General features: G+C 36.8%; 14 protein-coding genes. 5 read left to right on the forward strand and 9 right to left on the reverse strand.

Going from position 1 to position 13,917, the window contains the following annotated elements:
• Positions 1-147: 147 nt before the first annotated feature.
• From ACE199_RS14175 to ACE199_RS14190, 4 genes are all read right to left on the reverse strand, one after another.
• Positions 148-2,307, reverse strand: a complete 2,160-nt coding sequence (locus ACE199_RS14175; protein ID WP_375350377.1) for a peptidoglycan D,D-transpeptidase FtsI family protein — start codon at positions 2,305-2,307, stop codon at positions 148-150.
• A gap of 106 nt (positions 2,308-2,413) precedes the next feature.
• On the reverse strand, positions 2,414-3,625 hold the full coding sequence (locus ACE199_RS14180; RefSeq protein WP_127761383.1) for an MFS transporter: 1,212 nt from the start codon (positions 3,623-3,625) through the stop codon (positions 2,414-2,416).
• A gap of 117 nt (positions 3,626-3,742) precedes the next feature.
• Positions 3,743-4,351: a superoxide dismutase SodA gene (gene sodA, locus ACE199_RS14185; protein WP_252290816.1), complete on the reverse strand. Its 609-nt coding sequence runs from the start codon at positions 4,349-4,351 to the stop codon at positions 3,743-3,745.
• Between the two features lie 136 nt (positions 4,352-4,487).
• A complete protein-coding gene (locus tag ACE199_RS14190) occupies positions 4,488-4,973 on the reverse strand; it encodes a DUF456 domain-containing protein (RefSeq protein WP_127761385.1) in 486 nt (161 codons plus the stop codon).
• Between the two features lie 162 nt (positions 4,974-5,135).
• Between ACE199_RS14190 and ACE199_RS14195 the strand changes: the two genes are divergently transcribed.
• A complete protein-coding gene (locus ACE199_RS14195; RefSeq protein WP_375350378.1) occupies positions 5,136-5,900 on the forward strand; it encodes a DUF1189 domain-containing protein in 765 nt (254 codons plus the stop codon).
• Positions 5,901-6,264: 364 nt separating this feature from the next.
• Here ACE199_RS14195 and ACE199_RS14200 read toward each other — a convergent pair whose 3' ends face one another.
• A complete protein-coding gene (locus ACE199_RS14200; RefSeq protein WP_375350379.1) occupies positions 6,265-7,971 on the reverse strand; it encodes a methyl-accepting chemotaxis protein in 1,707 nt (568 codons plus the stop codon).
• Positions 7,972-8,320: 349 nt separating this feature from the next.
• On the opposite strand from ACE199_RS14200, the gene ACE199_RS14205 reads away from it, so the two are divergent.
• Positions 8,321-8,650 carry a LysM peptidoglycan-binding domain-containing protein gene (locus ACE199_RS14205; RefSeq protein WP_127761388.1) on the forward strand — a complete coding sequence of 110 codons (330 nt, stop codon included), beginning with the start codon at positions 8,321-8,323 and terminating at the stop codon, positions 8,648-8,650.
• Between the two features lie 169 nt (positions 8,651-8,819).
• Entirely contained in the window at positions 8,820-9,923 is a 1,104-nt protein-coding gene (gene ispG / locus ACE199_RS14210) for a flavodoxin-dependent (E)-4-hydroxy-3-methylbut-2-enyl-diphosphate synthase (protein ID WP_119115545.1), read from the forward strand.
• Positions 9,924-10,011: 88 nt separating this feature from the next.
• Here ispG and ACE199_RS14215 read toward each other — a convergent pair whose 3' ends face one another.
• Complete coding sequence (locus ACE199_RS14215; RefSeq protein WP_375350380.1) at positions 10,012-10,467, reverse strand: hypothetical protein; 456 nt, start codon at positions 10,465-10,467, stop codon at positions 10,012-10,014.
• Between the two features lie 318 nt (positions 10,468-10,785).
• On the opposite strand from ACE199_RS14215, the gene ACE199_RS14220 reads away from it, so the two are divergent.
• The gene (locus tag ACE199_RS14220; protein WP_375350381.1) at positions 10,786-11,361 is read left to right on the forward strand and encodes a 5' nucleotidase, NT5C type; all 576 of its coding nucleotides are present in this window, start codon (positions 10,786-10,788) and stop codon (positions 11,359-11,361) included.
• Between the two features lie 66 nt (positions 11,362-11,427).
• On the opposite strand, the gene ACE199_RS14225 is transcribed toward ACE199_RS14220, so the two are convergent.
• From ACE199_RS14225 to ACE199_RS14235, 3 genes are read right to left on the reverse strand one after another with little or no spacing between them, the layout of a single operon-like run.
• The gene (locus tag ACE199_RS14225) at positions 11,428-11,850 is read right to left on the reverse strand and encodes a Fur family transcriptional regulator (protein WP_127761390.1); all 423 of its coding nucleotides are present in this window, start codon (positions 11,848-11,850) and stop codon (positions 11,428-11,430) included.
• 13 nt (positions 11,851-11,863) lie between these two features.
• A complete protein-coding gene (locus ACE199_RS14230) occupies positions 11,864-12,697 on the reverse strand; it encodes a metal ABC transporter permease (protein ID WP_375350382.1) in 834 nt (277 codons plus the stop codon).
• A 21-nt stretch (positions 12,698-12,718) separates the two neighbouring features.
• Positions 12,719-13,480 (reverse strand): metal ABC transporter ATP-binding protein, encoded by a 762-nt coding sequence (locus ACE199_RS14235; RefSeq protein ID WP_127762621.1) that lies wholly within the window; start codon positions 13,478-13,480, stop codon positions 12,719-12,721.
• Positions 13,481-13,633: 153 nt separating this feature from the next.
• Here ACE199_RS14235 and ACE199_RS14240 point away from each other — a divergent pair, with 153 nt between their 5' ends.
• Positions 13,634-13,894, forward strand: a complete 261-nt coding sequence (locus ACE199_RS14240) for a DUF2624 family protein (protein ID WP_164853278.1) — start codon at positions 13,634-13,636, stop codon at positions 13,892-13,894.
• Positions 13,895-13,917 lie beyond the last annotated feature (23 nt).

Genomic DNA, 13,917 nt, shown 5'->3' on the forward strand with positions numbered 1-13,917 from the left:
AATAAAATTATCTAAAAATACTTGACTAGAGGTAAGAAAGGCATGAGTCCGGTACAATACCGAATTCATGCCCATCAAGCTGCCTAATGAAATAACCGTGTCTAATTTTTAGGGGTCACTTCAAATCAAAAGCGTGTTTTTCATTTATTATTCATTTGTTGAGCTTTCACTCTCATCTGTTTTCTTATCTTTGTTATGATTAACCTTTACTTTAGTCGTTGCTTCTGCCTTTGCTTGCTTCGCACGTTCTTTTTTCAGCTTATAGTACTCATCCATAATTTCACTAGCGATTAATTTATTCATATGATGATCTGTCGTATGTCTTTGATACGCCCATGGCACGACAACTGCAAAAGCGACTTCTGGCTTATCCGCTGGTGAATAACCAACAATAGTCAAGTTCATCGTTTCTTGCGGCTCGCTGTATTTCTCACGATCAGGGCCATCATAAAACGCTTCGGCTGTTCCTGTTTTTCCCGCTACTGTATAAGGTTTCCCACCAAAAAATTGGTAGGCCGTTCCACCTGATTCCATCGTTACCTTTTCAAACCCCGCTTGAACATGTTGAATCCAGGAATCTTTCATAGGCAGACGATTGAGAACAGTTGGCGTAATTTCTTCAGCCACGGAACCTAACTCCTCATTATCTTCTACAGGTTCACGAATTTCCTTAACAATATGCGGCTTCATTCGATAACCACCATTTGCAATAGTGGATACATATTGTGCAAGTTGCATCGGTGTATACGTATCATACTGACCGATAGACAAGTCAAGCAGCTTACCTGGAGAAGTTTCAGTCCCCTTAAACCCAACCATTTCATTTGGTAAATCGATACCTGTACGTACTCCTAATCCAAACTGTGCATAAGAATTTCTCATTGTTGTAAAGGCCTTCGGGTTAATGCTCAAAGAATGATTTGGTATATACGTACCTCCACCAATATTAATAGCTGTTCGGAACATATATACGTTTGAAGATACTTTTAAAGCAGTCAAATCATTAATGTTGCCAAAGTCTTTATAAGAACCTTTCGCTGGTGTTCCTTTAATTTTTAACTTCGTATCATAAAAGACAGATCCCGGTTGAATTGCGCCCTGTTGGTAACCTGTTAGTACGGTCGCCCCTTTAACGGCAGAACCCATCGCATAAGAAGTGGTAATATTCCCTAATGCAAAATCCTCGATAGAAGCTTTCCCCGTTTCTGAATCCCGCACATACCTTTTCCCTGCCATTGTTAATACTTCACCCGTATTTGGGTCCATCATAACAACAAAAGCTCGATCTAAAAACTTCGTATTTCCCATTCTTTTATTAGCAAGTAAATATTTTTCAATAATTTTTTCTGTAGCCTGTTGTAAATCAATATCAATCGTCAAGACAAGATCTTTACCACGTTGTCCAGGGGTAATCACTTGTGAATCAACCACATCTCCAGATTTATCGGTAATATTACGAATCTTTGTCTTTTGACCTTGTAGAACCTCTTCATATTGTGCTTCGATATAGCTTTTCCCGACACGGTCATTTCGACTGTAATTACGTGCTAAATAATAATCAAGACTTTCACTCGGTAACCCTTCCTCTGATGAAGAAACTTTTCCTAATACCGACTTCAACGTTTTATCGTATGCGTAAGAACGATCCCAGTCTGTTGTAATCCCTACACCAGGCAAAGAACCTAAATGTTCACTCACTCGTGCAAACTCTTTTTTTGTTACATTTTTGTTTTTTACAATTTGTGGCGTTAATGCATAACCGCTCGTAAACTCGCGGTAAATAGCTAGTACCTCAAGCTCTTCCTTAGAAAAGGTATCGTACTCTTCCTTCGTAATCCGCTCAAGTTGAAGCTTATATAAATCCGCTTCTGTAAGCTCTCCTTCTGTCACTTTCTTTTTATCTTGGGCAGTGATTTTTTGATCAGCTAGTTCCGGATGTAACATAATCCAAAAATCTTTCTTATCCCGCTCTGTTATTTTATCCGTTTCTTTATCAATTAACTTAGCTAGCTTCTCAGCTGTTTCCAACATTTCCGCTGATTTTGTTCCTTGTTTTCTTGTATATGTAATCGCATCTAAAGGCTGATTATCCACCATAATGTTTAAATTGCGATCATACATTTTACCACGTGGAACAGCATTATTGACCGTCACTTCTTCTGTTCTTTCTACTTCACGACTATATTCATCGCCATATGCAATTTGAATAAATCCTAAACGTAAGATTAACGCAGAGAATAGTACAAAAACTAAAAAGAAAAGAATACTTAATCTGAACGGCACATGCGTTTTTTTCTTTTTATTCACTATATGCCACACTTCCTTTATCCATTGTCTTGCTAACTACCTTATTCTATAGAACATTGTTGTTTTTTTCTACCTTGAAATACTATTAATTTTATCCAATGTCTATCTAGGTTAGCTTGATTTGACGGACAAAGAAATAAATTACCGTATGACCTAAACCAGCAATTAATAAAAAAATCGGCAAACTTTGCTTAGGATCGAAATAATAAACAGCAAAGAGAAAACCTAGAATAGAAACAATACGACCAAGATGAATAAATAGCTCTCGAACGACTATATATTCAATTCGCATCTCCGCCGCATGCCATGCACGCCCAATCACATCATATGTAAGGGAAACATACGGTACGAGTAAAAGCGGGTATCCAACGGCAATCATTGCCGCATATATTAAAAGTCTGGCATATGTAACATCCACAGCAATGAAAATTACTGCCGCATAAAGCAATACTCCTCCAAAGAGAATCGCTTTATTGCGCATGTCAGACTTAATAAGGCGAGAAGCAAAATAATAAGCAACAAAAGCAACGGCTGAATGAAGTAACCCATAGCTCCCAAGTGCCAATTCACTTCCTGTTTGAATAAATACAAAAATAGAAATAACAAACATAAATGTACCTTCTCGTAACCCCTGACAAAAGTTGGCCCACGTAATCAAACTCCAATTACGATCATTTTTTCGCTCTTGTAAAACACGTACAAAACAATACTTTCCATGTGCAGGTCGTCTTTTTAAAAAGAAACTTAATAAAACGGCAACTGCAAACAACAACAACGATAAACCGAAGACAAATGTATATCCTGAAAATTGATTTAGCCGCGAAATAATGAATCCAGCGCTAATTGGACCAATCATCCCAGCACTAGAGTTTAAAACTCCCATAAACCCATTAAAAAAGTCACGTGTTTCCGGCTCAGTAATTTCAAATGTTAATACATTAAAAGCAAGCCAATAAAATCCATATCCCATTCCAAGCAACGCTCCAAGTAACCAAAGAAAATTCGTCGCATTTCCCCCTACTAAGAGCACCGTTAAATAAAAAAGAGCTAAAAAAATAACACCAAGCCGTAACACGATGATTCGATCGACTTTCTTCGCCATCCGGCCTGCTAAAATAAAGATTAATGGTTGAACAATAACAACGATTAAATTATAAATGCCAATATCTAAAAAATCCCCTGATTGCTTCCATAAATAAATATTCACAAATGTATTAGATAAAGCGATGCTTAAACTATATAAACCACCGATTATGAGCAGCAGATTCAATTCTTTTTGCACTGCTCCTTCTCCGATTACTTTTTGTAAAATCCCCATATGCAAACGCTCCTTTTTGTTCATTTTAGTGTTTGAAAAAAGAGGAGCATTTATGTGAAAAAAGACAATAAAAAACGAGAACCCTCTTATTCGAGGATTCCCGTGTTCATTACTTTATTATTTTGCAGCTGCGTAACGTTTTGTAACTTCATCCCAATTTACAACATTCCAGAAAGCACCGATGTAATCAGGACGACGGTTTTGGTAGTTTAAGTAGTAAGCATGCTCCCAAACGTCTAATCCAAGAATAGGTGTTTTCCCTTCTGATAATGGAGAATCTTGGTTTGGTGTGCTTGTTACTTCTAATTCGCCGTTATTTACAACTAACCAAGCCCAACCAGAACCGAAGCGAGTTGCTGCTGCTTTAGCGAATTCTTCTTTAAACGCATCAAAGCTACCAAATTTAGCAGCAATTGCGTCCGCTAGTTCACCAGCTGGTGCACCGCTACCATTTGGAGTTAAAATTGTCCAGAATAAAGAGTGGTTAGCATGTCCGCCACCATTGTTGCGTACAGCTGTACGAATAGCTTCTGGAACTGCATCTAGGTTAGCAACTAGTTCTTCAATGCTTTTGCTTTGAAGCTCTTCGTTTCCTTCAATTGCAGCGTTTAAGTTTGTTACATATGTGTTGTGATGTTTTGTGTGATGAATGTTCATTGTTTCTTTGTCAATGTGTGGTTCTAATGCATCAACTGCGTATGGTAATTGTGGTAATTCAAATGCCATGATTAAAATCCTCCCTATGTATACCTATAATTTAGCTTTAGTTTTCAAAGTTTCCTAAAGCCCGTAAGCATAGATTATCAAAATTTTACTAGCCTTTCAAACGTTATGCTTCACTTTTTTAGTTTTTTTATTCAGACTATTTATATATAACAAAGAAAAAATATCCAACCATTACGATTTGAATGATGCTTTTTGTCAACACACTGCTAATAAAGCCAATAACAGAGCCAAACCCAATCTTCGAAGCGGTCCATAAGTCTCGCTTATGAACAAGCAGTTCTGCTAAAATTGCCCCAACAAATGGACCAATGATAATACCGAAAGCAGGAATGACGAACGGTCCCACTAGAAGGCCGATAGTACTGCCCCATATCCCCGCTTTGGAACCACCATATTTTTTAACGCCGATCATATTCGCTACATAATCCGCCATAAATAAAAGCAAAACAAATAAAATTTGTATGGTCCAAAACAGCCAATGGAATGGTTCGAATGAATAAAAAAATCCGTATAGAATAAAGCCGGCGAAAATAAAGAGCACGCTTGGAATAATTGGATAAATCAAGCCGATAAAACCGATAATAAACATGGTGATGACAACCGTCCAATAAAGAATATCCATATGTATCTCCTTTCAAAAATAATTTTACTTAGTATGAACTTCGACAGCACGCCTTCATTTGCCTTTATTTTTAAAAGAGTGAATTTGTATCGTTTATGTTGTATTATCACAAACTGATAGATACAATGAACAAGATAGAATAGAAAAAAGGTGCTGTTTTATATGAATGTCTTTAAACAACTATATGTTAGTTTGTACTCGCCTAAGGATATAGCGACCTTTCGTTATCAAGGATTAGGCAAAACGATTTTTTTTGTATTCGTGCTCTCCCTCCTATCCATTCTCCCTGCTAGTTATTATTTTAGCATGATGATAAAGGATAGTATTTATGCGGTTAAACAAACTGTTTCAACAGAAATACCCGCATTTGAGATTAAAGATGGCAAGTTAACGACAGAAAGCGACGAACCTATTATTATCCACAAAGAAGGCTTTACTATTTTTATGGATGACTCTGGTGTACTAACACCTAGTAAAGTTGCCAATCAAACGACGAACGGCCTCGCCTTTCTACAATCCGAATTTGTCGTTGTATCTGCCGGAAGTGCCCAGTCTTCTCCTTATACGTTTATCGAAGGGAATAATGAAACCATTTCCTCATGGCTTGATAAAGCGGACAGTTTATTATGGATGTTCTTATCTATTATGATTTTTATTTTTTACATAATAGCCGCAGTAATCTTATTTATTAAAATAACGATTTTTTCTATTTTCGGATTGGTGCTCAAAAATGCTTTTCAGAAACCGCTCCGTTACAAGCAAATATGGACAATCACTGCTTATTGCGTAACATTACCGACGATTTTCTTTACAATTATGGACCTCTTTCAGGCAACCGTTCCATTCAGTATGTCTTTGAACTGGTTCATTATCTTCATCCTTCTTTTCCTAACATTAAAAGAAATACCTCACGAGCAAGAACAATAAAGTGAAACTTCCATCAGTGGGGGTTTTCCTTCATCCCCCACTGATGGTTAGTTGAACCAATCGGACCTTTACGGGCAGTTGTCCCCCACCTATCTTCTTTGACTCCTCATAAGCTTGAGGTGGGGGTCTTACTGCCCGTTAAGTGTGGGACAAACGTAAACGTCAAGCGCAAGGACCTAACTAGTAAAGGTCCTTGCGCTTTTTTAAAGACTATATTAATTGTTGATGTATACGATTTTTGGCTCATTCATATGAAACCGCGGTTTCGGACACCTTTCAGCTCTGCTGAAAGTTAAATGAGTTGAAAATCCACAGCGTTATTTAATAGAACCTTTTTAAAAGGTAGGTTTTGTTCTCCCTTTTCTTATGATGAGCGAAATTGTTTGGTTTGTTGATTAAGGGCACTTGATAATTCATTTAACACCGTGCCAATTTCATAGCTTTCTTTTAATTGATTTTGCTGCGCGTAAGAACTGTTTAACATTTCTTCGGAACTTGCAGATGTTTGCTGAGATAAAGCGGCGTACCGCTCTGTCGATTCTTCTACTAGAGGCAAAGATTTCTGTAAATGACCTAAATAATCGTGTATAGAATGAAGTGTTTCTTTCACTTGCTGCACCTTTACATTCCAAATATCAATCGATTGTTTACTTTCCATTACAGCTTCTACATTTTCATTAAGATGCAGATTGAGATGTTCAAACTCAAGTTGCGTTCTCGACGTTATCTCTAACATTTGACTCATATTTGTAGAGATATCTTTCGCCGCTTCAGATGTTTGATTTGCTAGTTTTCTCACCTCTGTCGCCACAACAGAAAATCCCTTTCCATACTCTCCCGCACGCGCAGCCTCAATCGTAGCATTCAAGGCTAATAATTTCGTTTGTTCTGCAATAGATTGAATAAGCGCAACAATCGAGTTAACCGATTGAGAATGCGTGCTCATCATATGAACAGTTTTCGTAATATGTTGTGATTCTTGTTGAAATACATCCATTCTTCTTAATAAGAGATTCATTTGGTCTGTACCTTCTTGAGCGGATTCATCCATATTTCTAGCAATATGAAATAATTGATCCATTTTTTCAAAAATTAAATGAACATCCTTTTTCATTTTATGAAAAGTTTCTATATGTATGTCTGAACTGCTTGCCGTTTCTTCAGCCGCTTTTTTGACCAGCTCAATACCTGCCAAGAGTCCTTGATTAGTGACTAATACATGATTAGAAGATTGCTGCAGCTGCTGTCCTGTATGATGGAGACGCCCTGCCGTCGCTCCAATATTTTGCAGCAATCCCTGCAGTGAACTAATCAAGGTTCCAAAACTTTTAATCAAAGATTTTACTTCTGGAGTTGTTTGTTGAATCCCTTCAAACGAAATATCAAGATTCCCTTCTCTCGCTTTTCTCATCATTTCACGAATTTGCTCTAGTGGCTTCGTTAGCTTGTTAATCATGAAAGCCGCTAATAACGCAGATAGAATTAAACAGATGAAAGCTACCCCGCTAATTGACCAAGCCATTTGCTGAATTTCTCCTAAATATTTCTCTTGTGGCAAAACAATAATATATTGCCCCTTTAACTCTTGAATATAACGGAAAGCTAACGTATATTTCTTGCCTTCAATCGACGTCGTCACAATTCCATTTTGTTGCTCAACGATTTTCCGTTGAAGCGAATCAGAAAGATGTACTTTCGATTGTTTACTATCTAAAAACGGAGTTAGCTTTTCATCTTTTAAAAGAAAATAATCACTTCGCAGACCATCCTGAGCCATTTGAAAACTTTGACTTTTCACGACAGATTCTACTTTCTGTGAAAACTTCTCCTCATCTCCAACATAGAGATACATTAAATTTTGCACCATTTGATAAAACAATACGGACTCTCGCTCTAGCCTCTGTTCCACAGCATTGATTGTGGAAGCCTTCGATTGTACATAGGCAATATAACTTATCCCTGATGATGTTAAGACTAAAGAACTAATAAGCAAGATAAGTAACCTTGTTTTTAGAGTGCAATTAACTACTAAATTCGAGTGAAATATGTAATGAATAAACTTTTTTTTCATAAAACCCTCCTTTTGAATCACTTTCATTATCCGATGAAATTATTAATGTTCTGTAAATAACCTGTAAAAAATAAGATAAATTTCCTATATACCAACAAATCTAAAGGTTTACACCTTTATAAAAGTAATATTTTTACACAACCCCTCTATTAGGAACATCTAGACCATTAAATCTACTATATTAAATAATTGAAGTATTTTTTAACAAGAAGGAACATAGCAGCTTTACTTCACTCCATTCACAATGGATTCATCGAATCATAGAAACAAAAGAATAGTGCTTAATTTTAGGCATAAAAAAATGGCTCCTAAATATATATAAAGTAAAGACAAGTAATGGGGGTTACAAATGAAACGGCTAATCGGTTTTCTATGCGTATGTTTTATTCTGTTTATCGTTTACTTTGATGTCACAACAGGAACTTTACCAAAGTCATCTTCTTCTCCTGCAAAAGAACCTTCACAACCTGTTCATCAAACAGCGAATAAACACAAACTGCAATATGTAAAAAAAACCATGAAGCCGGGTGACACCTTATTGTCAATTATTGAGCAAGAAGAAGGGACACTAAAACAGCCAATTGAATCGATTGTGAGTGATTTTCAAGAGCTAAATGAAGGGCTAAAACCCGAACAAATGCAAATCGGAAAAACCTATAAAATTCCGAGCTATAAATAGACAGCGATATAAAACAAGGATAAGATAGAATTTTCTCGATGTTTAACACAGTCTATTAAAAAAGATAATACATCCATTTCCTTGTCAACTAGTGCCTAACATTGATACAATATTTTGTGAACAATAGGGAAAATCAAACATGATTTCTTCCAAAAGGAGCGAATCCCACTTGAGTGAAATTATACATCGTACTAAAACCCGCCCTATTAAGGTTGGTAATCTAACCATTGGCGGTAATAATGAAGTAATTATTCAAAGTATGACAACGACAAAAACCCATGATGTCGAAGCGACTGTAGCTGAAATTCTGCGCCTTGAAGAGGCGGGCTGCCAAATTGTCCGCGTTGCATGTCCAGATGAACGAGCAGCCGATGCCATTCCAGAAATAAAAAAACGCATCAACATTCCACTTGTTGTTGATATTCACTTTGATTATCGACTTGCTTTAAAAGCGATTGAGGGGGGAGCCGATAAGATTCGGATTAACCCAGGAAATATTGGCCGTCGCGAGAAAGTCGAAGCGGTTGTAAAGGCAGCGAAAGAAAAGGGTGTACCAATTCGAATCGGTGTAAATGCTGGTTCATTAGAAAAACGCATTATCGAAAAATACGGATACCCAACAGCCGACGGTATGGTAGAGAGTGCTTTGCATCATATCAAAATTTTAGAAGACTTAGATTTTCATGATATTATCGTTTCCATGAAGGCATCTGATGTTAACTTAGCCATTGAAGCATACGAAAAAGCCGCACAAGCCTTTGACTATCCATTACATCTCGGCATTACAGAATCAGGAACTTTATTCTCTGGTACAGTAAAAAGCGCTGCTGGTTTAGGAGCTATCCTAAGCAAAGGTATCGGTAATACATTACGAATTTCTTTGAGTGCTGATCCTGTTGAAGAAGTAAAAGTAGCACGAGAATTATTAAAGTCATTTGGTCTTGCCTCTAATATGGCTACACTGATTTCTTGCCCAACATGCGGTCGTATTGAAATCGACTTAATTGCTATTGCAAACGAAGTAGAAGAGTATATCCAAACGATTAAGGCACCGATTAAAGTGTCTGTTCTCGGCTGTGCGGTAAATGGACCTGGTGAAGCTCGAGAAGCTGATATCGGCATCGCTGGAGCCCGAGGAGAAGGACTTCTATTTAGAAAAGGGCAAATTGTTCGTAAAGTACCTGAAGAAACAATGGTAGAAGAATTAAAGAAAGAAATCGACTTAATTGCCGAGGAATATTACGCTAAACAAAAAGCTGAAGCGTTGAAATAAAAATAAAGTAATTAAGCTAGACAAATTCTATACTGTTTTCCTAAGAAAAGCTTGGATTCGTCGTCGAATCCAAGCTTTTTTCGTCTTGTTAAAAAAACGGCAAGATAAAGATGCCAACAATAATTGAGACAGCACCAATCCCGATTGCCCATGCTCCAAGACTTTTTGCTCCTTTACTACGGGCAATAAACCCAGCCACAATGCCGACAATACCAAGTAAAATTGGCATCATAAATAAGGAAAGGATGGATGCAATTAACGCAAGGGTCCCAACTAATGTACCACCGAAACCAATACCATATGCAGGATCATCATATCTTTCTGAATTCGTTGCTTGTCCACGATTACTTATCGGTGCCGCAATTTCAGCAGATGTTTCTTCTAGATAATGATTTTTTACCGCTTCACCGGATTCGTATTTATTTCGATCTTCATCGACTGTTTGATGAACCTGTGAAGTCGAAGTCGAGGTCGAAGTGGAATCCATTGGCTTTGGAGTCAAACGCACTTCATCGTCAACACTTGTGTAACGATTCTCTTCCATACATGCATTCCTCACTTTCGTTAAGTAGGAGCATTTATAGTGTGTGTAAGACAAATGAAAAACTACGTTAAAAATCTTTCATCTATTGGGATAAACTACATCTGTCTGAACAGATTGTATAAATAAAACTATACGAAAAAACTACCCTAATCTAAACCGCAGCTCCTAAGAACTGCAATGCTTTTTAGCCCTGGATAATTACCGTGCCCTTTTTATAATGGATTTGTTAAACAATATTGTTGCCATTTACTAAAAGAACGCTTTCACTAATTTATGTTACACTATATGTATGAAAAATAAGGAGAGGGCACATCAACGATGAAGAAACGATTTGGAATAGATATAGATGGAACCGTCACACGACCAGACACCTTTGTTCCATTTTTAAATGACGCTTTTCAATTAAATTTAACATATGAAGACATTACCCAATATGATTTTTATCCATATGTGAACGTGTCAAAAGAAGATTTTAACCACTGGTTCTTAACAAATGAACCAATCTTTTATAAAGAATCTTTACCTGCTGATGGGGCAAAAGAAGTATTAAATGCATGGACAGCTTCGGCTGATTTATATTATATTAGCGCACGTACTCCGCATCTTCTTGATGTCACAGAAAAGTGGTTTGCCAAACATCGACTGAGCTATCATCATCTAGAATTAATTGGATCGCACAACAAAGTAGCTACAGCCAAAAAATTAGCGGTCGACCTATTTCTAGAAGATAAACATGATAATGCAGTTGCAATCGCTGAAGAATGTAATATCCCTGTCTTACTCTTTAATACACCCTATAATCAAGATCCTGTTCCAAACAGTGTCATTCGCGTTCAATCCTGGCACGAAGCACAAACTTGGGTTCGTAAATGGCTGCAGGTGCAGCAAGTATAAATTGTCATATGAGTTCTGGATATAGCTAAAAAAAAAGCGTGAAAACCTAAATGGTCTTCACGCTTTTTACTGTGACTGTACACAACAGTCAGGACAACGGCCATAAATTTCAAACTTATGACCAGACACATCATAATCCTGTAAATTATCTTCTAGACTTTCCATCGGACACGCTGCAATTTCTTTCGTCTTTCCACAATCTAAACAAATAAAATGATGATGATGTTCAGAGTGACTACAAGTAAATCGGAAACGTTTCTCTCCTTCAAGTTCTGTCATTTCAAAAATACCTAATTGTACAAATAAAGAAAGGTTGCGGTAAATCGTATCGAAGCTTAATCCTGGATAGCTCGACTTCATATTCTCTAATACATCTTTTGCTGTTAAATATTTATTACTAGAAGAAAAAAGCTGAAGCATATCTTCTCTTTTTCCCGTTTGTTTATACCCTTTATCCTTCAGTAATTGAATCGCTGTTGTTACATTCAAAAAAACACCTCATTTACCTATTTTTCCACTTATCAATAATAATTGCTAAAACAAGAATGAGTACAGCTAGCATTACAATCGTTCCACCTGGAGCAAGATCTAGCTCATAAGATAAAAATAAACCACCTATGACGGATATTTCACCAAAAACAACTGAATAACCAATCATTTGTTTAAATCCTTGTGCAAATCGTAAACTCGCAGCAACCGGCAGCGTCATTAAAGATGAGACAAGCAAAATTCCAACCACTCTCATAGATGCTGCAATCACAAGAGCGACAAGTACAATAAAAATAAAATGAATCACTTTAGAAGGAATACCAGAAGCCTTCGCATGTTCTTCATCAAATGAAAGCAAAAACAGTTCCTTAAACAACAATATTAACGTTACAATAACCGCTATGCCTACTCCGATAATGACATATAAATCAGAGCGGCTAACTGCACTTACACTTCCAAATAGATAACTATATAAATCCGCATTGAACCCATCTGCAACGGAAATAAAAATAACACTAAGTCCGATTCCGCCTGATAAAATAATCGGGATTGCCAGCTCCTGATAATGCTTATAAATGGTTCTTAACTTCTCAATAAATAAAGAACCACCAACAGAAAATGCCATTCCCATATAAAGTGGATTTAATCCGCCTAGCGAAACAAAACTCTTTTGCAACAGTAAACTAAACGCAATCCCTGCAAGTGCTACATGACTTAAGGCATCTGCAATCATAGACATCCGTCTAACCACAATAAAAACGCCCAAGAGCGGCGCCAATACTCCAATAATAATTCCTGTAATAAATGCGTTTTGCAAAAACTCATATTGCAATAACCCCGATATCATTCGGCTATCCTCCAAAACATCTTAATGATTATGACTTAAAAGCTTGACGTCATGTCCATAAAAAGACGACAGCTCTTCTTCATTTAATTGATTATATTCACATGCATCTCCATGAAAATGCAGCTTTTTATTCAAGCAGGCTACATGTGTCACTTTATCCGTTACTGTACCGACATCATGTGTAACTAAAATAAGTGTAATGCCTAATTGTTTATTCAGCATTTCAAGCATTTCATAAAACTGATGCACATGTTTAGAATCCACTCCAACGGTCGGCTCATCTAAAATCAGTAATTGTGGTTCACTTACAAGCGACCGTGCAATAAACACCCGTTGTTGTTGCCCGCCTGATAATTCACCAATATTCCGATGTTGAAAGGATAACATATCGACAGCCTCTAGAGCTTTTTTTACTTTTTGCTTATCCGCTTTTTTAGGAAATTTAAATAAACCTAATTTCTTCGTTAATCCACTTTGAACGACTTCAAACACCGTTGCCGGAAACCCTGAATTGAATGAATTCGCTTTTTGTGAAACAAAACCAATCTGTTGCCACTCTTTAAATGAACGAATATTTTCATCAAACAGTTTAATTGTACCTTCTTGCGTTCTTAGCAACCCAAGAATTAACTTTAATAAAGTCGACTTACCTGATCCATTTGGACCTACGATAGCTAAAAAAGCTCCACGCGGCACTTCAAAAGACACATCTTCTAACACTTTATCTTTTGTGTATTTATAAGAAAGATTTTTCACTTTAATAATTGGATGATTATCCTGTATTTCCAAATTACATCACCTTTTTTTAAGAATCATTACGATTTGATAAAGAGAAGTATATCGAAAAAAGAAGAAGAAGTAAAGAACCGCGCTTGCAGTTTTCGTTCACATCTTCATCCCCTCTTCATATGTTTTAAAAAAGGAGGGAAAACGACTATGAAATTATTTGAAATGATGGTCAATCATAAGATTAATCAAATTAAACCGGATGAGTTGCTCGCTCTAGCGGCACAGTATCAAGTATCTTTAACCCAGCAAGAAGCGGTAGGTATTACAAGACTGCTTGCAGGACAAAACATTAACATTTTTGATTCTCGTCAAAGACAAACGGTCATTGGTCGAATTGCCGGCATCACTGGTATGAATAAAGCAAAGCAAATCGAAAATATCTTCTATCAACTAACTGGTTCTTATTAAGAACAGGGGAAATGGCTCGTTTA

Origin of the sequence: Peribacillus sp. Hz7 (genome assembly GCF_042136355.1) — a bacterium.
GTDB lineage: Bacteria > Bacillota > Bacilli > Bacillales > DSM-1321 > Peribacillus > Peribacillus asahii_A.